At 67.5% G+C, this 20,078-nt stretch carries 21 protein-coding genes, 1 tRNA gene and 4 pseudogenes; 16 read left to right on the top strand and 10 right to left on the bottom strand.

All coding sequences use genetic code 11. The features are described 5' to 3' along the window. Positions 1-45 precede the first annotated feature (45 nt). Complete coding sequence (locus HIR79_RS12845; protein ID WP_249322148.1) at positions 46-744, bottom strand: ComFC family protein; 699 nt, start codon at positions 742-744, stop codon at positions 46-48. A gap of 82 nt (positions 745-826) precedes the next feature. Between HIR79_RS12845 and bioB the strand changes: the two genes are divergently transcribed. The 7 genes from bioB (at position 827) to bioA (ending at position 6,966) form a co-directional block, all read left to right on the top strand. Then, positions 827-1,945, top strand: coding sequence for a biotin synthase BioB (gene bioB, locus HIR79_RS12850; RefSeq protein WP_249322149.1), 1,119 nt, complete (start codon positions 827-829; stop codon positions 1,943-1,945). A 3-nt stretch (positions 1,946-1,948) separates the two neighbouring features. Further along, positions 1,949-3,124, top strand: a complete 1,176-nt coding sequence (gene bioF, locus HIR79_RS12855) for an 8-amino-7-oxononanoate synthase (RefSeq protein ID WP_169958669.1) — start codon at positions 1,949-1,951, stop codon at positions 3,122-3,124. Continuing rightward, a complete protein-coding gene (locus HIR79_RS12860; protein ID WP_169958670.1) occupies positions 3,121-3,861 on the top strand; it encodes an alpha/beta fold hydrolase in 741 nt (246 codons plus the stop codon). The genes bioF and HIR79_RS12860 overlap by 4 nt, the downstream gene beginning before the upstream one ends. Further along, positions 3,858-4,718: a methyltransferase domain-containing protein gene (locus HIR79_RS12865; protein ID WP_169958671.1), complete on the top strand. Its 861-nt coding sequence runs from the start codon at positions 3,858-3,860 to the stop codon at positions 4,716-4,718. The genes HIR79_RS12860 and HIR79_RS12865 overlap by 4 nt, the downstream gene beginning before the upstream one ends. A 9-nt stretch (positions 4,719-4,727) precedes the next feature. Next, positions 4,728-5,441, top strand: a complete 714-nt coding sequence (bioD, locus tag HIR79_RS12870) for a dethiobiotin synthase (RefSeq protein WP_169958672.1) — start codon at positions 4,728-4,730, stop codon at positions 5,439-5,441. Between the two features lie 44 nt (positions 5,442-5,485). Further along, positions 5,486-5,570 (top strand) — tRNA-Leu (locus tag HIR79_RS12875). 115 nt (positions 5,571-5,685) lie between these two features. Then, on the top strand, positions 5,686-6,966 hold the full coding sequence (gene bioA / locus HIR79_RS12880) for an adenosylmethionine--8-amino-7-oxononanoate transaminase (protein ID WP_169958673.1): 1,281 nt from the start codon (positions 5,686-5,688) through the stop codon (positions 6,964-6,966). 122 nt (positions 6,967-7,088) lie between these two features. On the opposite strand, the gene HIR79_RS12885 is transcribed toward bioA, so the two are convergent. Then, a complete protein-coding gene (locus tag HIR79_RS12885; protein ID WP_169958674.1) occupies positions 7,089-8,405 on the bottom strand; it encodes a ferredoxin reductase family protein in 1,317 nt (438 codons plus the stop codon). Between the two features lie 241 nt (positions 8,406-8,646). Between HIR79_RS12885 and HIR79_RS12890 the strand changes: the two genes are divergently transcribed. From HIR79_RS12890 to HIR79_RS12910, 5 genes are all read left to right on the top strand, one after another. Continuing rightward, positions 8,647-9,645, top strand: a complete 999-nt coding sequence (locus HIR79_RS12890; RefSeq protein WP_249322150.1) for an alpha/beta hydrolase — start codon at positions 8,647-8,649, stop codon at positions 9,643-9,645. A 70-nt stretch (positions 9,646-9,715) separates the two neighbouring features. Then, the gene (locus HIR79_RS12895; RefSeq protein WP_349304978.1) at positions 9,716-10,789 is read left to right on the top strand and encodes a hypothetical protein; all 1,074 of its coding nucleotides are present in this window, start codon (positions 9,716-9,718) and stop codon (positions 10,787-10,789) included. Between the two features lie 32 nt (positions 10,790-10,821). Further along, positions 10,822-11,139, top strand: a complete 318-nt coding sequence (locus HIR79_RS12900) for a winged helix-turn-helix domain-containing protein (protein WP_169958676.1) — start codon at positions 10,822-10,824, stop codon at positions 11,137-11,139. A 56-nt stretch (positions 11,140-11,195) separates the two neighbouring features. Further along, positions 11,196-11,603, top strand: a complete 408-nt coding sequence (locus tag HIR79_RS12905; protein ID WP_169958677.1) for a hypothetical protein — start codon at positions 11,196-11,198, stop codon at positions 11,601-11,603. A 244-nt stretch (positions 11,604-11,847) separates the two neighbouring features. Next, positions 11,848-12,450, top strand: a complete 603-nt coding sequence (locus HIR79_RS12910) for a hypothetical protein (protein WP_211620775.1) — start codon at positions 11,848-11,850, stop codon at positions 12,448-12,450. Between the two features lie 28 nt (positions 12,451-12,478). Here the strand turns inward: HIR79_RS12910 and HIR79_RS12915 are convergent, their stop codons facing one another. The 4 genes and pseudogenes from HIR79_RS12915 to HIR79_RS12925 all read right to left on the bottom strand — a co-directional run. Next, positions 12,479-12,838 (bottom strand): hypothetical protein, encoded by a 360-nt coding sequence (locus HIR79_RS12915; protein WP_169958678.1) that lies wholly within the window; start codon positions 12,836-12,838, stop codon positions 12,479-12,481. A 410-nt stretch (positions 12,839-13,248) separates the two neighbouring features. Beyond that, positions 13,249-13,581 carry a tetratricopeptide repeat protein gene (locus HIR79_RS12920; protein ID WP_502708677.1) on the bottom strand — a complete coding sequence of 111 codons (333 nt, stop codon included), beginning with the start codon at positions 13,579-13,581 and terminating at the stop codon, positions 13,249-13,251. A 27-nt stretch (positions 13,582-13,608) separates the two neighbouring features. Beyond that, positions 13,609-13,770: pseudogene (locus HIR79_RS18845) on the bottom strand (tetratricopeptide repeat protein); the annotation flags it as partial. A gap of 43 nt (positions 13,771-13,813) precedes the next feature. Further along, a pseudogene (locus HIR79_RS12925) lies at positions 13,814-14,227 on the bottom strand (transposase); the annotation flags it as partial. An 88-nt stretch (positions 14,228-14,315) separates the two neighbouring features. Here HIR79_RS12925 and tnpA point away from each other — a divergent pair. Genes tnpA through HIR79_RS12945 form a run of 4 tightly spaced genes read left to right on the top strand, consistent with a single transcriptional unit; the run spans position 14,316 to position 16,889 of the window. After that, positions 14,316-14,624: an IS66 family insertion sequence element accessory protein TnpA gene (gene tnpA / locus HIR79_RS12930; RefSeq protein ID WP_110068988.1), complete on the top strand. Its 309-nt coding sequence runs from the start codon at positions 14,316-14,318 to the stop codon at positions 14,622-14,624. Further along, positions 14,624-14,974: an IS66 family insertion sequence element accessory protein TnpB gene (gene tnpB, locus HIR79_RS12935; RefSeq protein ID WP_169958680.1), complete on the top strand. Its 351-nt coding sequence runs from the start codon at positions 14,624-14,626 to the stop codon at positions 14,972-14,974. Before tnpA ends, tnpB begins: the two co-directional genes overlap by 1 nt. 45 nt (positions 14,975-15,019) lie before the next feature. Further along, the gene (gene tnpC / locus HIR79_RS12940) at positions 15,020-16,561 is read left to right on the top strand and encodes an IS66 family transposase (protein ID WP_211620778.1); all 1,542 of its coding nucleotides are present in this window, start codon (positions 15,020-15,022) and stop codon (positions 16,559-16,561) included. A 43-nt stretch (positions 16,562-16,604) separates the two neighbouring features. Continuing rightward, positions 16,605-16,889, top strand: coding sequence for a transposase (locus tag HIR79_RS12945; protein WP_249322151.1), 285 nt, complete (start codon positions 16,605-16,607; stop codon positions 16,887-16,889). A gap of 25 nt (positions 16,890-16,914) precedes the next feature. On the opposite strand, the pseudogene HIR79_RS12950 reads toward HIR79_RS12945, so the two are convergent. From HIR79_RS12950 to HIR79_RS12965, 4 genes and pseudogenes are all read right to left on the bottom strand, one after another. Next, positions 16,915-17,484, bottom strand: a pseudogene (locus HIR79_RS12950) (IS3 family transposase); the annotation flags it as partial. Between the two features lie 3 nt (positions 17,485-17,487). Beyond that, positions 17,488-18,690, bottom strand: coding sequence for an ISL3 family transposase (locus tag HIR79_RS12955; RefSeq protein WP_211620781.1), 1,203 nt, complete (start codon positions 18,688-18,690; stop codon positions 17,488-17,490). A gap of 124 nt (positions 18,691-18,814) precedes the next feature. Then, positions 18,815-19,090 (bottom strand): annotated as a pseudogene (locus HIR79_RS12960) (transposase); the annotation flags it as partial. Between the two features lie 276 nt (positions 19,091-19,366). Then, a complete protein-coding gene (locus HIR79_RS12965) occupies positions 19,367-19,738 on the bottom strand; it encodes a hypothetical protein (RefSeq protein ID WP_169958682.1) in 372 nt (123 codons plus the stop codon). Positions 19,739-20,078 lie beyond the last annotated feature (340 nt).

A 20,078-nucleotide genomic window follows, 5' to 3' on the forward strand; every position in this document is an offset into this window, starting at 1 on the left:
GCATGCTAGCAGAGCCATCGGCTTTACTGGAGAAAGCCATCGGCTTTATGGCAACGGCGTTCTCGCCACCGCCCAGGCCTCGACCTCGCGGGCACCCGCCGCGCGGCAGGCCGATGCCAGGGCCTCCAGGGTCGCCCCGGTGGTCATCACATCATCCAGCAGCGCCACTCGCGGGGGCAGCGCCGCCTCGATCACGAAGGCGCGGTTCAGGTTGCGGCGGCGCTCGTCGCGGTCCAGGCCGCGCTGGCTGGGGGTGTCGCGACACCGGCGTGCCCGCACCAGGGGAAGCTCGAGCCGACGTGCCAGGCGCCTGGCCAGCCACTCGCCCTGATCGAAGCCGCGTGCCCGGGCGCGGCAGGGGTGCAGCGGCACCGGCACCAGGGCCTGGGGCCAGGCCAGGACCGTCTCGGGCAGGCCGGCCTCGAACAGCGCCAGCAGCACCGCCCCGGCACGGGGAGAGGCCTCGAACTTGAAGCGCTGCACCAGCCCGGCGACCTCCTGCTCATAGCGCAGCGGCACCCGGCTGCGCGTGAAGGCGGGCGGGGAGCGCAGGCAGCGCCCGCAAGGCCTCGCCTCGGGGCGCCCGGGAAGGGGCTCGGCGCAGCGCGGGCAGGCCGGCAGGTTCCAGGGCAGCTCGGCGAAGCAGGCCGCGCACCAGGGGCGCTCCCGCTCGGCCTTGCCCAGGCAGAAGGCGCAGCGACCCGGCAGGTGGCGACGCAGCCGACTGTCAACTTCAGCGCCCACCCGGGTTGACAACAGGCGCCACTGGGATAGGCTTTCCGTCAACTTGTTGAAGACATCTAAGTTGACCATAAGCGAGCCCCCCATGTTCGATACCCGCGACGCGATCTCGACCGCCGACTCCTTGACCCTAGCCGCCACGGCCCAGCCTCGCCACGACTGGGCCCTCGACGAGATCGAGGCGCTCTTCGCCCTGCCCTTCAACGACCTGCTGTTCCACGCCCAGCGGGTGCATCGCGCCCACTTCGATCCCAACGCCGTGCAGGTCTCCACCCTGCTCTCCATCAAGACCGGTGCCTGCCCGGAGGACTGCAAGTACTGCCCGCAGTCAGGCCACTACAACACCGGGCTTTCCAGGGAGAAGCTGCTGGAGATCGAGAAGGTGGTCGAGCAGGCCGAGGCGGCGAAGGCGGCCGGCGCCAGCCGCTTCTGCATGGGCGCGGCCTGGAAGAGCCCGCGGGAGAAGGACCTCGAGGCGGTGCTGGAGATGGTGCGCCGGGTCAAGGCACTGGGGCTCGAGACTTGCATGACCCTAGGCATGGTGGACGGCGACCAGGCCGGGCGCCTGGCCGAGGCGGGGCTCGACTACTACAACCACAACCTCGATACCTCGCCGGACTACTACGGCGAGATCATCACCACCCGCACCTACGCCGACCGCCTGGAGACGCTCGGCCACGTACGCGATGCCGGCATGAAGGTGTGCTCCGGCGGGATCCTGGGCATGGGCGAGGCGCCCCGTGACCGCGCCGCCCTGCTCCAGCAGCTGGTGCGGCTCGAGCCGCATCCGGAGTCGGTGCCCATCAACATGCTGGTCAAGGTGCCGGGCACCCCGCTCGAGCACGTGGAGGACCTGGACCCCATCGCGTTCATCCGCGCCATCGCCGTGGCACGCATCCTGATGCCGGCAAGCCACGTGCGCCTCTCCGCCGGCCGCGAGCAGATGGACGACGCCACCCAGGCGCTGGCCTTCCTGGCCGGGGCCAACTCCATCTTCTACGGCGAGCGGCTGCTGACCACCGCCAACCCCCAGGTCGAGCGCGACCGGGCGCTGTTCGCCCGGCTCGGCCTGCATCCCGAAAGCCGTCAGACCTGTGCCGACGACGCCCGGATGCAGGCGGGCGTCGAGGCCGCACTGGCCCGTCAGACGGCAGCAGGGGCCGCCGCCCGGGCCAGCGAACTCGCCTACGACGCCGGCGCCTGAGCCATGGCCACCCGCGACTGGCCAAGCCGCCTCGCCGAGCGCGGCGAGGCGCACCGGGCACGCGGCCTGTGGCGCCAGCGCCGTACCGCCTCCCCCGATACCGCCCCCCTGGACTTCGCCGGCAATGACTACCTGGGGCTGGCCAGTGACCCGCGCCTGGCCGAGGCGATGGCCCGGGCCGCCCGCCGTGACGGTGCCGGCGGGCGCGCCTCGCACCTGGTCAGCGGCCACCTGGCGGTCCACGAGGCCCTGGAGTGCCGGCTGGCCGAGCTCACCGGCCGGCCCCGCGCCCTGCTCTTCTCCACCGGCTACATGGCCAACCTGGGCACCCTCCAGGCGCTCTGCGATGGCGAGACCCGGGTGTTCCAGGATCGCCTCAACCACGCCTCCCTGCTCGATGGCGCGACCCTGGCCGGCGCCCCCTCGCGGCGCTTCCACCATGGCGACCTGGCCGATCTCGCGCGGCTGCTCGAGCGCGCCCCCGTCGAGGCGCCGAAGCTGGTGGTCAGCGACGGGGTCTTCAGCATGGACGGCGACGTGGCCGATATCGCCGGCCTCGCCGCGCTGGCGCGTCGCCACGGGGCCTGGCTGATGATCGATGATGCCCACGGCCTCGGCGTGCTCGGCGAGCACGGCGACGGCTGCGTGGGGCGTGCCCACGGCGTGGAGGACGTGCCGATCCTGGTCGGCACCCTGGGCAAGGCGCTGGGCAGCGGCGGCGCCTTCGTGGCGGGCAGCCAGGCGCTGATCGACCACCTGATCCAGTTCGCCCGTCCCTACGTCTACACCACCGCCCAGCCGCCCGGCGTCGCCGCGGCGACCCTCGCGGCCCTGGATATCCTGGCCGAGGAGCCCGAACGGCGCGCCCGCCTGGACCGCCTGATCGCCCGCTTTCGCGCCGAGGCCGCGGGCCTGGGGCTGCCGCTGGCGGAGAGCCACACGCCCATCCAGCCGCTGGTACTCGGCGAGAGCCGCCGCGTGATGGCCTGGGCCGAGCGGCTGGCCCGGCGGGGGCTTCTGGTCGGCGCCATCCGCGAGCCCACCGTGCCCCGGGGCCAGGCCAGGCTGCGCATCACGCTCTCGGCCGCTCACGCCGACAGTGACCTGGAGGCGCTGCTCGAGGGGCTCGCCGCCTGCCGGGCCGCCGAACGTTCCAGCGCGGCGGAGGTGACTCCATGACGCGACTGGTGCTGCTCTCCGGCTGGGGCTGCGACGCGCGGATCTGGCAGCCGCTGGCCGAGCACTGGCCCGACGGCGTCAGCGTCAGCGCGCCGGACTGGCCCGGCTACGGGGGCCGAGCCCCGCTGGTGCCCCCGGACTGCCTGGACGCCCTGGCCGAGGCCATGGCGCGCGAGCTCCCCACCGACGCCGTCTGGGTCGGCTGGTCGCTGGGCGGCCTACTGGCAGGCGCCCTGCTCGCCCGGCTGCCGGCACCCCGCGCACTGATCCTGCTCGGCATGGGCGCACACTTCTGCGACCCCGAAGGCGTCAGCCGCGCGGAGCTCACCGCCTTCCGCCGCGCCTTCGCCCGGGACCCGGAGGCCACCCTGGCCCACTTCCAGCGCTGGCAGCTCGGCGGCGAACCCAGCCCCCGAGACGCCCATCGACGGCTGCGCACCCTGCTGAACGGCGGCCCGCCTGCCGATCCCGCCACCCTGGCCGCGGGCCTGGAGTGGCTGGAGACCCTGGACCTCGCCTCCGCCCTGGCCGGTGCCGGCTGCCCGGTGATTCGGATAAGCGGCGCCAACGACCCGCTGCAGGCGCCGGCAGCCATCGCCCGCGCGGATCATCGGCTCGAGCAGGCCGGCCACTGCCCGATGCTCTCCCGGCCCGCCGCCCTGGCCGAGGCCCTGGCGACGCTTGCCGCCGCGCCTCATCGCGCGCCCGCGGCCCCGACAGCGGAGGCCTGCCCATGAGCGCATCCCACGCCGCACGCCACGCGCTCGATTCGCCCCCCTCGCCCCCCTCGCCCCCCTCGCCACAATGGGGGCGCCGGGTCGCCCACGCCTTCACCCGGGCCGCCGGCGACTATGCGCGCCTGGCCGCTGCCCAGCTCGCCATGGGCGAGATGCTCTGGGAGCGCCTGCCCCCACCCGCGCCCGTCACGCCCCTTGGCACGCCCTGGCGGGTGCTGGACCTCGGCTGCGGCCCGGGGCACTGGAGCGAGCGCCTGGCCGAACGCTTCGGCGACGACGCCACGGTCATCGGCCTCGACCTGGCCCCGGGGATGCTGGCCGCGGCCCGACACGATCACGGCAGCGACCCGCGCCTGCGCTGGGTGTGCGCCGACGCCGCCGCCCTGCCCCTGGCGGACGGCAGCCTGGACCTCGCGTTCTCCAACCTGGCCATCCAGTGGTGCCCCGACCTCTCCCGGGTGCTGAGCGAGCTGCACCGGGTGCTGCGCCCGGGCGGGCGCGCGCTGATCAACACCCTCGCCCCCGGCACCCTGGCGGAGGTCGGCCACGCCTGGTCGCGGCCCGGCGCCCCCGCCGCCCTGCTGCCGCTGCTCGGTCGCGAGCAGCACCTGGCCGCAGCGCGCCTGGCGGGCTTTCACCGCGTCAGCGTCGAGCGGCAGACCCGACGCTTCCACTACCCCGACCTGGCCGCGGTGATGGCCTCCATCAAGGGAGTGGGCGCCCAGACCGCGCGCCCCGGCGCCCGGCTGACCCGCGCCGACCTGGCCCGGGCCCGGCGTCGCTTCGACGCCATGCGCGAGCCCGAGGGGCTGCCGGTCAGCTACCGGCTGCTCACCCTCGACCTGACCCGAGACTGAGGAGACGCGATGCCCGCCTACTTCGTCACCGGCACCGACACCGACGCCGGCAAGACCCTGGCCAGCGCCGGCCTGCTGGCCCGCGCACGCCGCGAGGGCCTCACCACCCTGGGTCTAAAGCCCATCGCCTCGGGCAGCGAGGCCACACCGGACGGCCTGCGCAACGCCGATGCCCTGGCCCTGCAGGCCGAGAGCGTACCGGCAGTGGACTACACGACGATCAACCCCTACGCCTTCGCCCCCGCCATCGCGCCCCACCTGGCGGCCCGGCGCGCCGGGGTCGAGGTGCGCCTGGCCGACCTCACCGGCTGGCTGCGACCGCTGCTGGCCCTCGAGCGCGACCTGACCCTGGTGGAGGGCGCCGGCGGCTGGCGGGTGCCGCTCAACGACGACGAGGACCTCGCCGAGCTGGCACTTGCGATGGAGCTCCCGGTGATCCTGGTGGTGGGCCTGCGCCTGGGCTGCCTCAGCCACGCCCGGCTGACCGCCGAGGCCATCACGGCCTCCGGCCTGCGCCTGGCCGGCTGGATCGGCAGCCTGGTGGACCCCGGACTCTCCTTCGATGCGGCCGCAGACGACGCTCTCTACCAGGACAACCTGGCCACCCTGGCGCGCACCCTCCCCGCTCCCTGCCTCGGCGTGATCCCACGGCTGGCGGCCGACGCGCCTGCCGCCATGGCCGCGGCCGCCGCCGACCACCTGGAACTTCCCGATGCTCATTGACTTGGGAGGCACCGTCCGTAAAATGTGCTCGCCTGCCTACTCGTGCGGATGTGGTGGAATTGGTAGACACGCCAGGTTTAGGTCCTGGTGCCTTCGGGCGTGGGAGTTCAAGTCTCCCCATCCGCACCATCGTGGTTTCTCGCTGTTCCCTCCGCTATCGACGAACCTTCTCCGTCATCTCTTCCAGGATGCGCGGCGCCTTCGCGTGTCCGTCCGTGACCCCCATGTCCTGCTGGAGCCCTGAATGACCTCGAGCAACCGCTCCCCTGTCTGGCACCCCTATGCCCACCTCAAGACCCAGCGGCAGGCGCCGAAGGTCATCGGCGGCGAGGGGCCGCGCTTCACCCTGGAGGGCGGCGAGACGCTGCTCGACGCCACCTGCTCCTGGTGGTGCATGATCCACGGCTACCGCCACCCGCGCCTGGTGAGCGCCATCCAGCGGCAGGCCGACGCGCTCTGCCACGTGATGCTGGGCGGCCTGACCCACGAGCCGGCCGACCGCCTGGCCCGGGAGCTGGTGCGGGTCACCCCGGAGGGGCTCAACCACGTCTTCTATTCCGACAGCGGCTCCGTCGGCATGGAGGTGGCCATGAAGATGGCGGTGCAGTACCACCAGCTGCGGGGCCGCCCCGGCAAGCATCGCCTGCTCTCGCTGATGAAGGCCTACCACGGCGACACTGCCGGCTGCATGGCCGTCTGCGACCCCGAGGAGGGCATGCACTCGCTCTTCTCGGGCTACCTGCCCCGCCACCACTTCGCCCCGGCCCCCACCGCCCCCTTCGACGCCGCGCCCGAGGCGGTGGCGGCGGACCTCGCCGCCCTGCGCGCGGTGCTGGAGCGCCACCACGGCGAGATCGCCGCCCTGCTGATGGAACCGCTGCTGCAGGCCGCCGGGGGGCTCAACATGACCTCGCCCCACTACCTGGTCGGGGCCCGGGCGCTGTGCGATGAGTTCGACGTGCTGCTGGTGTTCGACGAGGTGGCCACCGGCTTCGGCCGCACCGGGCGGCTGTTCGCCGCCGACCACGCCGGGGTGACGCCGGACATCATGGTGCTCTCCAAGGGGCTCACCGGGGGGTATCTCGGCCATGCGGCAACGCTTGCCACGGACCGGGTGCATGAAGCCTTCATCGGTGACTCGCCGATGCACGCCTTTATGCACGGGCCGACCTTTATGGGCAATCCGCTGGCCTGCGCCGTGGCGCTGGAAAGCCTCGCCGTGTTCGAGGAGGAGGCGTACCTGGGCCGGATCGCCGGGCTGAACCGGGTGCTGGAAGAGGAGCTGGTAAGGGACGAGGCGCTGGCCGCCCACCCCGCGGTGGTCGAGGTGCGCACCCTGGGCGCCACCGCGGTGATCGAGACCCGCGCCGCCGCGGACCTCACCGGCGTGGCCGACTGGGCCCGCGAGCAGGGGGTCTGGCTGCGCCCCATCGGCCGCTGGCTCTACACCATGCCCGCCTACGTCACCTCCCCGGACGACATGCGCCGCATCACCGCGGTGATGAAGGGGTGGTTCCGGCGCTGAGGCCAGGTGTGGAGGTCGCCCTCAGCCGCGCAGCAGGGCGGCGAGCAGCGCCGCGATGACCAGCAGCACGGCGATCAGGGTGGCGGCATGGCGGGCGTAGCGATGCAGCATGGTCTCTCTCCTTACACCATGTCGAAGCGGTCGGAGTGCAGGCGGGTCGGGGCGACCCCCAGTTCGATCAGCGCCCCCTCGGCGGCATCCATCAGCGGGTCCGGGCCGCAGATGAAGTAGTCGCGCCGGCCGTCGTCGGCGGGCAGGCAGCGCGAGAGCAGCTCGCGGTCGACCTTGCCACGCTCGCCCTGCCAGCCTTCCGGCGGCTCGTCGAGCACGTGGATCACCTCGAGGTCGAGGCGCTCGGCCAGGGCATCGAGCTCCTCGCGGAAGGTGGCCTCCTCCCAGGTCGGATTGGCATAGATCAGCCACAGCGGCAGGCGCTCGCCGCGGTCGGCGAAGGTGCGCAGGATGCTCATCACAGGCGTGACACCGATGCCCCCGGCGATCAGCACGGCGCCGGACGGGTTGTCGGCGTCCGGCAGGAAGGCGCCGTAGGGCCCCTCGACGAAGGCCCGGGTGCCGGCGGGTACCTCGGGCAGGGTCGTGGTGAAGTCCCCCAGCCGCTTGATGGTAAAGGCCAGCCGCTCGGGCCGCGCCGCCGAGGAGGCGATGGAGAAGGGATGCTGCTGAAGCCGGAAGGGCGTGTCGCCCAGGGTGATCCAGGCAAACTGCCCGGGGGCGAAGGCGAGCCGATGCTCACCCACCGGCGCCAGCACCAGGGTGGTGGCGTCGCCGCGCGCCGGCGACGCCTCGACCACCTGCCAGGGGCGGCGGCGCAGCCGCCAGGGCCTCAGCAGGCGGCTCTGGGCCACCAGCAGCAGTGACGCGCCCACCAGCCCGACCAGCAGCCATCCGGGCAGCCCCCGGGTGACATGCCCCACCATGAGCGCATGGCCGAAGCCGCCGCCCACCACCGCCACCGCGAGCAGGCCATGCAGGGCCCGCCAGCGTTCGTAGGAGAGCCCGCAGGCCTGGCGCCACAGCGAGGTGACCACCAGCAGCAGGGTGGCGAGCAGCAGCCCGATCAGGGCCAGGGCGCGCAGGGTGTCGTCGCGAGGGTCCAGGTAGTCGAGCCAGGCCGGCCGCGAGGCCAGCATGACCAGCGGATGGGCCACCACCAGAAGCAGCGCGAAGAGCCCCATTCGGCGGTGGAACTGCAGCAGGTTGTCGAAGCCCAGCGCCTCGCCGAACCAGCGGTGGCGGCCCGAGACCAGCGCCTGCAGCGCCATCACCGCAAGGGCCAGCAGCCCGAGCAGGGTGCCGAGCTCCACCCCGAAGCCGCGCCCCTCTGCCGGGGAAAGAGCCACCACCGCGGCCACCGGCAGCAGCGCCAGCACGAGATAGATGCCCCCCCACCCCAGGGCACGCCGCATCACGTTGCTCATCGTCGCCTCCCTGACCAGCTCATTCCTTCGCTCCCTAGGGTAGGCGAGTGACCGAAGGGGTGAAACCCGGCGCCGCCCCGGGGGTATGATCAAGGGACTCGGACCGGAGAGCCCCATGCCCGCACGCCCGCGCCTCGCGCTGAGCCTTTCTCTACCTCCTGCCCTGCGCCCTGCGCTGTGCCTTTCTATACCCCTTGTTCTGCGCCTTTCTCTGCGCCCGGCCCTGCGGCGAGTCCTGCTCGTGCTCGGCGCCCTGCTGCTGAGCGGCTGCGGCCAGGCGATGCTCCAGCAGCCCGGGCCCGGCCCGGATACCGTGCGCCTGGAGCCCGACTGGGCGATCGCCGAGGACGGCTACCGCCTGCCGCTGCGGCACTGGCCCGCCGAGGGCGAGCCTGCCCAGGCGCCCCGCGCCCTGGTGCTGGCGGTCCACGGCTTCAACGACCACGGCGGCAGCTTCGACGTCATGGCCGAGGCGCTCGCTCCCCACGGCATCGCCACCTACGCCTTCGATCAGCGCGGCTTCGGCCTCACCGCCCAGCGGCGGATCTGGCCCGGTCACCGGCGGCTGGTGGCCGATGTTCACCACCTGGTCGCGCTGCTGCAGGCGCGCCACCCCGACACGCCCCTCACCCTGGTGGGCAAGAGCATGGGCGCCGCGGTGGTGCTGCTGACCCTCGCGGACGACCCGCCGCCGGTGGCCGGCAGCGTGCTGATCGCCCCGGCGGTGTGGGGGCTCGAGGCCATGCCCTGGTACCAGCGCGCCAGCCTGTGGCTCGGCGTGCGGCTCATCCCCTCGGTCAGCTTCTCGGCCAGCAGCATGCGCCGGCTCGGCATCGAGCCCACCGACGACCCCGAGATCATGGCGCGCCTGGCCCGCGACCCGCTGATCCTGCGCAGCGCCCGGGTCGACACCCTGCATGGCGTCAGCGAGACCATGAGCCTGGCCCTGAACGCCGCCGAGCGGCTGCCGGGGCCCGCCCTGATTCTCTACGGCGACAAGGACGAGGTGATTCCCGCCGAGGCCGCCTGCGCCCTGCTCGAGCGCCTGCCCGCACAGGCCACCGACGCCCCCGCGTGGCGCCTGGCGCTCTATCCGGAGGGCTACCACATGCTGACCCGCTACACCCGGCGCGAGCGCACCGAGGCCGACCTGGCCACCTGGCTGCTCGACCCCGCGGCGGCGCTGCCCTCCGGCCACGAGGTGAGCCAGGCCGAGGCCCGCGACGCCCTCTGCCGCTAGCGCCCACGGTTCGCGACTTCAACGGGGTTCATGGATAGACTGCTATCAGGAACTGAGGGGGAGCCCACGGATGAGAAAGGTCCTGATCGCGCTGGCGGCCTGCACCGCCCTGGGCGCCCACGCCGACACCGCGCCTGCCCCCATGGGCGGTTGGCTCGAAGGTGAGCTCGGCGCCGTCGACATGCCGGAAGGCGGCGACGGCGAGCCCGAGGCCGAGGACCTCCCGGAGGACGACAGCGATCTACCCCCCTGGGCCAACGAACGGATCGAGCCGCTGCACGAGAACGTCTCCCGCTGGGTCGAGACCACCTCGCGGCGCATCGACGGCTTCTTCGGCACCACCGACGCCCTGAGCATCGAGAACGACTCCTACCTCAGGATCAGCCAGGGCTGGCGCTGGAAGGAGGGGGAGTCCTTCCAGCAGGACATCGGCGCCCGCTTCCGCCTCGACCTGCCCACCACCGAGGAGCGCCTGCGGCTGGTCATCGAGAGCGAGCCGGAGGAGACCCAGGGCACCCTGGCCGAGCAGGACAACCAGCTGGTGGATGACCGCATCAGCGGCGTGGAGAGCCTGCGCATCGGCCTGAACCGCCTGGGGCGCCGCGACAAGAGCGAGCAGTGGAACACCCAGGTGGGCGCCGGCATTCGCGTGCGGCTGCCGCTGGACCCCTACGCCCGGGTGATCACCCAGCGCCTCTGGACCCTCAACGACGGGCCCTGGCAGCTGGAGAGCGACAACCGCCTCTCCTGGTTCAACAAGGACGGCTACTCCGCCCGCACCCGATGGGACATCGGCCGCCCCGTGGACGAGAACCGCCACCTGCGCTTCATCACCAACGTGCAGTGGCGCGAGGTGGTCGATACCCTGGAGTTCAGCGAGGCGGTGGAGCTCAACCGGCGCATCGACCGCCGCCGGGCGATCCGCTACAGCGCCGTGGCGCTGGGCGAGAGCGGTTCGAACCCGCGCATCGAGGACACCTACCTGCAGACCCGCTACCGCCGCGACCTGCACCGCGGCATCCTGTTCCTCGACGTGGCCCCCGCCCTGCACTTCCCCCGCGAGGCGGACCGCGAACCGCGCTGGGCCCTGGACCTGCGCCTGGAGATGTACTTCCGCCGCGAGTTCGACCGCGTACGAATGTGACCCGAGATACCACCCCCATGACGCGAGGCCCCATGACACTCAGCAAGACCCGATCCAGCTTCTACCGCCGCCTCTACGTGGCCTACCTGGTGTCCCGGGGGATCGCCAGCATCCCGGCGGTGACGGCCGCCACCGGCATGCCGCGGCGCACCCCCCAGGACACCCTCTCCGCCCTGGGCGAGCTGGATATCGTCTGCGAGTTCGAGCACGAGGAAGGGGCACGCCACAACATCGGCGCCTACGTCATCCGCGACTGGGGCCCGATCGACCCGGACTGGGTCGCCGCCCATGCCGAGGCGCTGCGTCAGGCGCTGTGCTACCCGCCGCTGGACGAGGCGTTGACCCAATGATGAAAATGCATCACAGTTGATATGCATTCTCACTTGAACGACAGCACGGGCACCCCATGAGTACAGAGCGCCCCAAGGCGTACTACACCGCCGTCTTCCTGCGGGGCTCCTTCCGCGCCATCAAGGAGTCCATGGCCGGCAAGGCCGAAGACGGCCTGCCCTGCTGGCTCGACACCCGGATGCTCGGCATGCTCTGCCGCGAACTCACGGCCTGCAGCGAGGAGGCGACGCTGCCCGCCGACGCCCATGAGGCCCTCGAGAGCGCCCGAGAGGCCTGCGACCAGCTCCTTTCCCGCTGCCCCGGCGGCCTCGACAGCACCCTCTGCCACCGCCACCTGGACGCCATCCTCGAGGCCCTTCAGCGGGCCATCGACGCCCTGGCCAAGGCGCCGGTGCCCGCCGCCCCCTCTCGCTGGCAGAGCGCCACCCGCTACCTGCTCCACGGCTGGAAACGCCTCTCGTAACGCCTTTCGTAACGCCTCTTTTGAGAGCCACCGTGGCCGCGGCACCGTGATGCGGACCTAGGCCGATCAGCCCGCACAGCCCGCCCGGCTGATGCCGGGTACCCTAGCGTAACCACCCGCTGCCTCCCTCCCCCGCCGGCTATGATCAAGGTGACCCACCCCATATCTCTCGGCCCCTCGCCGCCCGGCGCAGGGGCCGAGGTCGTGACTTCCCGCGCCACGACATGACCCGGAGGAGACCCCGATGCGTAATATCCTGTGGAGTGGCATCGTCGTGCTGGGCTTCGCCGCCGCAGGCCTGCCTGCCGCCAGCGGCCAGGCCGATGACGTTGCCGAGACGATAGAGGCGATCCGTGCGGCGGTGGAACGCTTCACGGACGTGAACGTGGCGCTGGCCGAGGGCTACATCCCCGATCCCTCCGGCGAGTGCGTAAAGGCCGGCGAGCACGGCCTACCGCCGGAACTCGGACACATGGGCATCCACTACATGCGCCCCGACCTGCTCGGCATCACCGCCACCGAACCGCGGGTGGACGGCACCGGCACCCATACCGACTTCATGGAGCCCGCCATCCTGCTCTACGAACCCCAGGCGGACGGCTCCATGGTGCTGGTGGGCATCGAGAACCTGGTGTTCGCCCGGGCCTGGCAGGAGGCCGGCCACAGCGAGCCGCCGAGCTTCCTGGGCCGCACCTGGGACTACATGGCCGATGACCCGGCCATCCCCGGCGACCAGGCCCACGGCTTCGAGCCCCACTACGACCAGCACGTCTGGTTCCGCACCAACCCCAGCGGCAACCTCGAGCACTTCAACCCGGCGGTCAGCTGCGACCTGCGCAGCGCCTGACCCCACAGGGGAGGCGCCGCCTCCCCTGTTACCTACCCGCCAGGACCCGATAGCCCAGCGCCTCGAGGCGACGCCGCTGCGCTGCCGTCAGCGCCACGCCGGGCCCGTCGCTATCCTCCGGAAGCCCCGCCAACACCGCCACGCCGGCCTCGTCATCGCCGTACAGCAGGCGCTCGTCGCAGCGCCCGCAGCGCCAGGCCTCGCCGCCGCGATCATCCTGCAAGAGCGCGAGCTCCTCGGCCCCCTGGCCAATCTGGATGGCCGAGAGCGGCCAGAACGCCACTGGCTCGCCCCCGGCATCCTCGCCGAGGCCCAGGGGGTCACCGCACACCAGCAGCGAAAGCGCGCCGCAGCCGCAGGCGATCTGCCCGTAAGGTCCGTTGCTCATGGGCACTCTCCGTCGAAGGATGGTCGGTGTCAGTGTGGCACCGATGACCGTCAGCGCCGCCCCCCCAATCGGACATCCTTCGCTGACGTTGACAAGAATAAGTGGATGCTGGCTTTTCGGTAATTCCAAGGACTCAAGGCGACAAACCTGGTCTTTTGCTTCGTCTCGGGAAATGCCCGCTCTGGCCCCCGGATGGTTCGGGGGGCAATCAGCCACCACCGCTGACTATGACGAGCTCCGCTACCAAGTTCCGCCAGGAGTACGACTCATTCGCAGCAGAGCTTCCCTTTAGAAAACCTACCATTTCTGTACTTAGAAAAATTCACGCAATTTCTTTACACGAAGCCGCCCTTCCGGGTCCTCCTGTAGGGGGAATCAGCTTGGGTAAAGAAAACGACCCTTTTATTTTCCTAAGGCCAGGTTGAAGTTTCCGTTGGGATTGTCATTCCAGGCTGCCACTCAGAAGAAAGCATCTGAGCTTCGGCAATTTGCTCAAATGTTAACTCTCGTTCTGAAGTGTCTCTTAATCTCCTTCCATTTTCATTACCCTGAGCTGCAGCAAGATTGGCAAGCATATGAGCAATAACAAAATTTCTCTTAACTCCGCGACCTTGCCCATACAAAATGCTCAACATCACTTGAGCCAAGTCATAACCCTGTTCTGCCGAAAGCCGGTACCACTTCACGGACTCTTCGTAGTTCTGTGCCACCCCTATCCCTTGATAGAAGATATCCCCCAGCATTTTTTGAGATTCAAAATTACCTTGCTCTGCAGCCAACAAATACAAATCTCTAGCTTTTTGGTAATCCTTAGAAACCCCTTGACCATAAAAATACATACTTGCGAGGGCGTTTTGCCCCTCATCTAATCCTTGATCTGCGGATGCTCTATACCACTTTACAGCTTCCTCATAGTCTTTCTCTACCACATCGCCATAAAGTGGACCCCATCGTCAAGACAGAAAACGTCCCGATTTAAGTTATCGTCTCGGCCTTGGCTGCAGCTGCACAGCGCTGCCCTGTGTCATGGTCCTGAGCGGTGTCACGTTGATGACCAAAGTGATCGGGAATGGCGGCACCGCCGCCAGTCCCCAACGCATACACGGTGTCCGGGGTCTGGTTCTCCAGCGACTGGTGAGGCCGCTGGGCGTTGTAGAACGAGAAGTACGCGGATAGGCCGAGGGTCAGCTCTCCCAAGCTCGCATAGCCCTTCACATACACGTCCTCGTACTTGACCGTCCGCCATAGCCGCTCGACGAAGATGTTGTCGAACGCGCGCCCACGGCCGTCCATGCTGATGGCGACGCCGGCTTGCTTGAGCCCCCCCGTGAAGGCCTGGCTCGTGAACTGCGAGCCTTGGTCACTGTTGAAGATCTCCGGCGTGCCATGTGTAAGCGGCCATCCTGGCGCGTCGTTTCTTGAAATGGCCTGACCCCCTACGCTGATCCCGTCATTCACCGACGGAGCATCAGTCCCCATGTCGAAGCGACGCCACTCCCGCCACCCCGCCTCGCAATGGCAGGCCTGGGTCGACGAACAGGCCCAAAGCGGGCTCTCCCAGCAAGCCTTCTGTCGGCAGGTAGGGCTCCCCGTCAGTTCCTTCAAGCTCTGGAAGCGGCGACTGGCCGGCGACGCACCAATGCCTTATCACAGGGCTGCCGAGCCGGCGCTCTTCGCACCCGTGTCAGTGCCAGAGGAAGATGCCATTAGTGACGAGCCCCGCGGCTGGGAGATCGAGCTCGACCTGGGCGATGGTGTCTGTCTGCGCTTTCGCCGGGGGGCATGATGCGCCCGCCGATCACGCTCTGGCTGTGCACCCAGCCCACCGACATGCGTTGCTCGTATGATGGGCTGGCCGCCCTGGTTCGCCGACAGCTGGGCCAGAATCCGCTGAGTGGCCACGGCTTCATCTTCATCAACCGACGGCGCACCCAGCTCAAGTGCCTTTACTTCCAGGCCGGCGGCTACTGCGTGTGGAGCAAGCGCCTGGAGCGCGGGCGCTTCGCCGCCTTGTCGGCCCCCGCAGGCCAGGCAATCACGCTCAGCCATGCCGAATTCGAAGCCTTGATCGAGGGGCTCGATCTGGTGGTCACGAAACGCCGCAAACGCTGGCATCCCAAGGTGTCAGCGGCCTGATGGCATGGTAAAATAACGGCCTGATTCACCAGGAAATATCGCCTCGTGTCGTCGCCGTCTCTGGAGCAGAAATACCAGCAATCTCTGGCCGAAAACTCGGTCCTCAGGGAAGAGAATGCGTCGCTCCAACGCCAGCTCGACTGGTTCAAGCGGCAGCTGTTCGGTCGCAAGTCGGAGCGCCTGCTGGCGATCGACCCGGCCGTGCAACAGAGCCTGCTCGGCAGTATGCAGGATCTGCCGGCTCCGCCGCCGCCCGAGCCTGATGAAGACGCCTCACCCGCCAAGACGCCGTCACGCAAGACGCGTCGTGATGCCGTCAACGACACCGGGCTGCGCTTCGATGCCTCGGTGCCGGTCAAGGTGATTGAGGTGGCACCGGACCTGCCCGAGGGCATGAGCCTGGACGACGTCGAGGTGATCGCCACGCGCAGCACCTTCCGCCTGGCGCAGCGCCGGGCCAGCTTCGAGGTGCTGGAGTACCGTTGCCCGGTGTTCAAGGTCAGCAAGGAGGCGCCGCCCCAGGCAACGTCAGCGCCGGCCACGCTGTTCGACGGCTCACTGGCCGACGTCAGCTTCATCGCCGGCCTGCTGGTCGACAAGTTCTGCTACCACCTGCCGCTCTATCGCCAGCATCAGCGCCTGCAGCAGGCCGGCATCCAGCTCAGTCGCACCACACTGACTCAGCAGGTGGCGCGAGCTGCGGCGTTGCTGTCGCCGATCCACCTGGCCCAGCTGGAGCACGTGCTGCAAAGCCAGGTGCTGGCCATGGACGAGACGCCGATCAAGGCGGGCCGCAAGACCAAGGGCAAGATGCAGGAGGCATGGTTCTGGCCGCTGTATGGCGACCACGACGAGATCAGCTTCACCTTCTCCCCGTCGCGCGCCAAGGCCCACATCGACACGGTGCTGGGCGACCACTTCGAAGGCGTGCTGCTGACCGACGGTAACGCCTCTTATGCCCGCTATGCCGAGAAGCGCCCGGGGGTGACCCACGCCGAATGCTGGGCCCACGCACGGAGGCACTTCGAGAAGGCGCAGGGCAGTGATGACGCGGTTGAGGAAGGCCTGCTGCGGATCGCCGGGCTCTACAAGGCCGAGACCTGGATCCGTGAGAAGGGCCGCGAAGGACCGGAGAAACTCAAGGCGCGCACCGACTACAGCGAACCGCGGGTGCGAGCCTTCTGGCAATGGTGCGATCACCAGCTTCATCGGGACGATCTGGAGCCCCGCCACCCGCTGCGCAAGGCCGTCGAGTACGCGCTGAAGCGGCAGCGCAGTCTGGAGGTGTTCCTGTCCGATCCCGACGTGCCGATCGACACCAACCACCTGGAGCGTGGCCTGCGCTGCATTCCCATGGGAAGGCGCAACTGGTTGTTCTGTTGGAGCGAGGTCGGCGCCGAGCACGTCGGCATCGTGCAGAGCCTGCTGACCACCTGCCGGCTGCAGGGCGTCGACCCCTACACCTATCTGGTCGATGTCCTCCAGCGCGTGGCGCTTCATCCCGCCTCACGGGTCGACGAGCTGACACCGCGTCGCTGGAAGACCCTGTTCGCCGACGCGCCGCTGCGCTCCGACATCGAGCGCTGAATCGACACCCGCCGGCGCATCGGGCAAGGTGGCGCCTTTCCCGATGCACGAGATCCGGTTCCCCATGCGTATCGACGACATGAGCCTCGACCAGCTCCTGGCGCTCAACGACCTCATCTGCCACCGTATCGACGACCTCCAGGCCCGACAGGAGATGGCGGTGTTGAGCCGCCTGACCCTGGGGCAGGCCGTTTCCTTCGAGAGCCGCGAGGGTCAGGTGTTCGGCCGGGTCATCAAGATCAACCGCAAGACCGTCCTCGTGCAGTCGGAAGATCACCGGCAGTGGAAGGTCGCGGTGGCCCTGATCCAGCCACTACGCGACGTATAAGGCAAGCGGAAACCGGCACGCCTTGGAATGACCGGTTACTGCCATGTAGCCGCAGGGCGCTTTCCAAGGCGTCGACGCAGAAGGACGCCTCCATGGTATTGCTCACCCGCCAGCTGAGCACCTTGCGGCTATACCAGTCGATGATGGCGACCAGGTACACGAAGCCGCGCGCCACCCGAATGTACGTCACATCGGTACTCCACACCTGATTGGGGCGTGTGATCGACACGCCGCGCAGCAGGTACGGGTAGACCTTGTGCTCAGGATGCGGCCGGCTGGTCATGGGGCCCGGCGCCATACCTGCCAACCCCATGCCGCGCATCAGCCGCTGCACGCGCTTGCGATTGACGCGAAAGCCATGGCGACCGAGTTCCACGACCATCCGGCGGCTACCGTAGAACGGCCATTGCGTGTAGATCTCATCGATCGCATGGCAGAGTTCGACATCCTGCTCGGAAGGCTCCGTTGGCTGCCGTTGAGCGTAAACGGTGGACCTGGCGACCCCTGCCAGGGCGCACTGGCGGAGCAGCGGCACTCGGTCGGCCGCGTCGATCCAGCCGCGGCGGATCATGGCAGGTTGATTCCGGATTTTTTTGGTTCATCGCATTTTGCCGGGAAACGCGGCACGGATCTTCAGGAAGAAGTATTCCGTGTCGCGGTACCCATAGGCCATCCGTTTGATGACCTTGATCCGGTTGTTCATACCTTCCAGCACGCTGGTGTTCAGGTGGTGGCGAGAACTGGACACGATGCCGTCCAGGTAGGGCTCTAGCTTCTTGGTGAAGCGCATTAAGGCGTCAATCCCGCTGCTCAACGCCATACCAGCCCACTCTTGCCAACCGCTGCGGGCCGTCGCCTCGTCCTCGGCAAACCACAGCGTCTTGAGCTGGTCCTTGAGCAGGTAGACCTTGGTCAGTGAGGCATTGGCGGCCAGCAGCTCCTCCAGCTTCACCGCCTGCTCAGGCTTGAGGTTGTCCTGATTGCGCAGCAGCAGCCAGCGGCTGCCCTTGATCACCTTGCGGGCCGCCTTGTCGTCGCGCAGCTGATTGGCCTGATCGACGCGCACCCGATCCATCACCTCGCGCCCGTACTTGGCCACCACATGGAAGCGGTCGTAGACCACCTCGGCGTTGGGGCACTGGTCCTTCACTTCGAGATCGAAAGACGCGTTCATGTCCATGGCGACGGCCTCGATCTGCTTTCGCGCATCACCCAACCATTCGAAGAACGGGCGGATCGCCTCACGGGAACGACCTTCGCCGACCCACACCACCTGCTGGGTGTCGGCACAAGCAATCACTGTGGCGTAGCGGTGCCCCTTGTGGAGGGCGAACTCGTCCATCATCAGGCGACGCAGCCGTGTCGGGTCCGGCGCCGGCAGGTCACGCTGAAGGCGCTGCTTATCTATGGTCTTGACGGTATGCCAGTGCAGGCCGACCAGGTCGGCGACATGCCGGATCGGCAGCAACGTGACCAGGTGCTCCACCCACTGGCGCAGCGTAGTGGTCACCGGTGAACGACCTGGCAACCAGTCAATGCGCTCGCGTGTCGGGCCGCAGACGGGGCAGCGCAGGCGACGTACCGGCACCTCCAGCTCCACCCGGTAGATCAGCAACGGCGCCTCTCGGACGCGACGCTGATGCACGTCATGGACGAGGAAGCAGGCGTGGTCACAGCCGCTGCAGACGGGAGGGACTCGGTCATCAGGCGCCAACTGGAGCCGTAGCGTTTGCTCATCCAGGAATTCGTGATGGGCGACGGTGAAACCTTTCCAGAACAGGCAGAGCGGGGTAGCATCCATGGCAACGGCGGTATCCGTGAGCAGACGTTTGTGGTGAACATCAGCTTACTCGGATTTACCGCCGTTTCTCTATCCCGCCTTCGCCTAAGAGTACTTCGTTTTCACGCCAGTCTGCGAAGAACCATTTTTTTTTCAGCCAGTCGAGCTCCATCTTCAGACGGCCGATTTCCCCGTAGAGCTTCTCGTCTGACTGGTACTCGGGCTTTGGCTTTGGCCCGCGCTTCTTGTCGAACAAGGAGGCGGAGTCCGCCAGGAGGGCCTTCTTCCACTGACCGACCTGCACAGGGTGGACACCGAATTCCTGAGCGATTTCGTTCGCCGTCTTCAGGCCACGGACAGCCTCCAGGGCGACCTTGGCCTTCAGCTCCGGTGAGTGGGTGTTACGTTTCTGTTTCGACATCTCTGGTCCCTTCGAAATCGGCCTCGGCATATCTTAAACCAGTGTCTTGATTTCAGGGTCCACTATACCATTCTGATAGTACATGCCTACAAAAAACTGAGACACCATGTTTCCTCTCTCAGCTGATTCCCTAAAACTTGATAAGGCTTCCGAGTCATCACCTCTAAGGAGAGCAGCAAAACCGTCCTCAAATGTCTGAGAAAGCGCATAATTAAAAGAAAAGGAAAAGCCCAAGATTACAAAAAACAATAAATAGTTTCTCATAGCCACCATCTCTTAATCTTCATCGTTTTTGGCGAGCGCAAACACTAGCTCCCTGACATGAAACTTAATATCATCAGGCAACCGGGGGAAAATCTGAAACATCTTCAAATCCCCAGCAGAAGCTTCCAGGAGAAATTCTTTACCCACACTCATCCACCCCTCTGGGAGGCCAAATTTATCCTCAATGTTCTGAGAAACAAAAAAATCTATCTTTTTCTTTTTTGAATAGAAATCACTAAGCTCGCCTTCACTTACCCTTACACCTAGGCTTTGCAGATGTTGCGAAAACTTCTTAGATGTTGGCGCACCATATCCAGGCTGCATTCCATGCAAAAATTTGAGATTTTTCAATCTTAATTCTTCAACATCATCAAGTTTTTCCATGATATATAAAACCCTGCCCTTGGAATTATAAATTACCCGCTTTCGAAATGCTTACAACCACCCCCAAACGACATTACCCATTACATCTTATAAGAAATATACAGAACATGAAACTTGGCCTCAGATTTAAAAATCAACGACCGGCTCAGTAGTCAGGGAAATCAAGATTATACTAATCATCTTGATCACATTAAAAAACCGGCTGGCCGACGAAGAATCGGTGGGTGTCGCTGCCATATCGCCTTCCCTGCTCCCTGGGTCAGCCCTGTCACCAGGCTGTTTCCATTTGTAATGCACCCCAGCCTAGCTCAGTGGGCTTCGGTTGGCCAACGGCGCGTTG

Source organism: Halomonas sp. PGE1 (genome assembly GCF_013000985.1).
In the GTDB taxonomy this organism is placed as follows: Bacteria; Pseudomonadota; Gammaproteobacteria; order Pseudomonadales; family Halomonadaceae; genus Halomonas; species Halomonas alkalicola.

Coding starts and splice junctions, on each gene's coding strand:
- tnpA (WP_110068988.1), top strand. CDS start 14,316: ATGTCGAAGCGACGCCACTCCCGCCACCCCGCCTCGCAATGGCAGGCC.
- tnpB (WP_169958680.1), top strand. CDS start 14,624: ATGCGCCCGCCGATCACGCTCTGGCTGTGCACCCAGCCCACCGACATG.
- HIR79_RS12900 (WP_169958676.1), top strand. CDS start 10,822: ATGACACTCAGCAAGACCCGATCCAGCTTCTACCGCCGCCTCTACGTG.
- HIR79_RS12865 (WP_169958671.1), top strand. CDS start 3,858: ATGAGCGCATCCCACGCCGCACGCCACGCGCTCGATTCGCCCCCCTCG.
- HIR79_RS12965 (WP_169958682.1), bottom strand. CDS start 19,738: ATGGAAAAACTTGATGATGTTGAAGAATTAAGATTGAAAAATCTCAAA.
- bioD (WP_169958672.1), top strand. CDS start 4,728: ATGCCCGCCTACTTCGTCACCGGCACCGACACCGACGCCGGCAAGACC.
- HIR79_RS12860 (WP_169958670.1), top strand. CDS start 3,121: ATGACGCGACTGGTGCTGCTCTCCGGCTGGGGCTGCGACGCGCGGATC.
- HIR79_RS12905 (WP_169958677.1), top strand. CDS start 11,196: ATGAGTACAGAGCGCCCCAAGGCGTACTACACCGCCGTCTTCCTGCGG.
- HIR79_RS12915 (WP_169958678.1), bottom strand. CDS start 12,838: ATGAGCAACGGACCTTACGGGCAGATCGCCTGCGGCTGCGGCGCGCTT.
- HIR79_RS12920 (WP_502708677.1), bottom strand. CDS start 13,581: ATGCTGGGGGATATCTTCTATCAAGGGATAGGGGTGGCACAGAACTAC.
- HIR79_RS12895 (WP_349304978.1), top strand. CDS start 9,716: ATGAGAAAGGTCCTGATCGCGCTGGCGGCCTGCACCGCCCTGGGCGCC.
- HIR79_RS12945 (WP_249322151.1), top strand. CDS start 16,605: ATGCACGAGATCCGGTTCCCCATGCGTATCGACGACATGAGCCTCGAC.
- HIR79_RS12910 (WP_211620775.1), top strand. CDS start 11,848: ATGCGTAATATCCTGTGGAGTGGCATCGTCGTGCTGGGCTTCGCCGCC.
- bioB (WP_249322149.1), top strand. CDS start 827: ATGTTCGATACCCGCGACGCGATCTCGACCGCCGACTCCTTGACCCTA.
- HIR79_RS12955 (WP_211620781.1), bottom strand. CDS start 18,690: ATGGATGCTACCCCGCTCTGCCTGTTCTGGAAAGGTTTCACCGTCGCC.
- bioF (WP_169958669.1), top strand. CDS start 1,949: ATGGCCACCCGCGACTGGCCAAGCCGCCTCGCCGAGCGCGGCGAGGCG.
- bioA (WP_169958673.1), top strand. CDS start 5,686: ATGACCTCGAGCAACCGCTCCCCTGTCTGGCACCCCTATGCCCACCTC.
- HIR79_RS12885 (WP_169958674.1), bottom strand. CDS start 8,405: ATGAGCAACGTGATGCGGCGTGCCCTGGGGTGGGGGGGCATCTATCTC.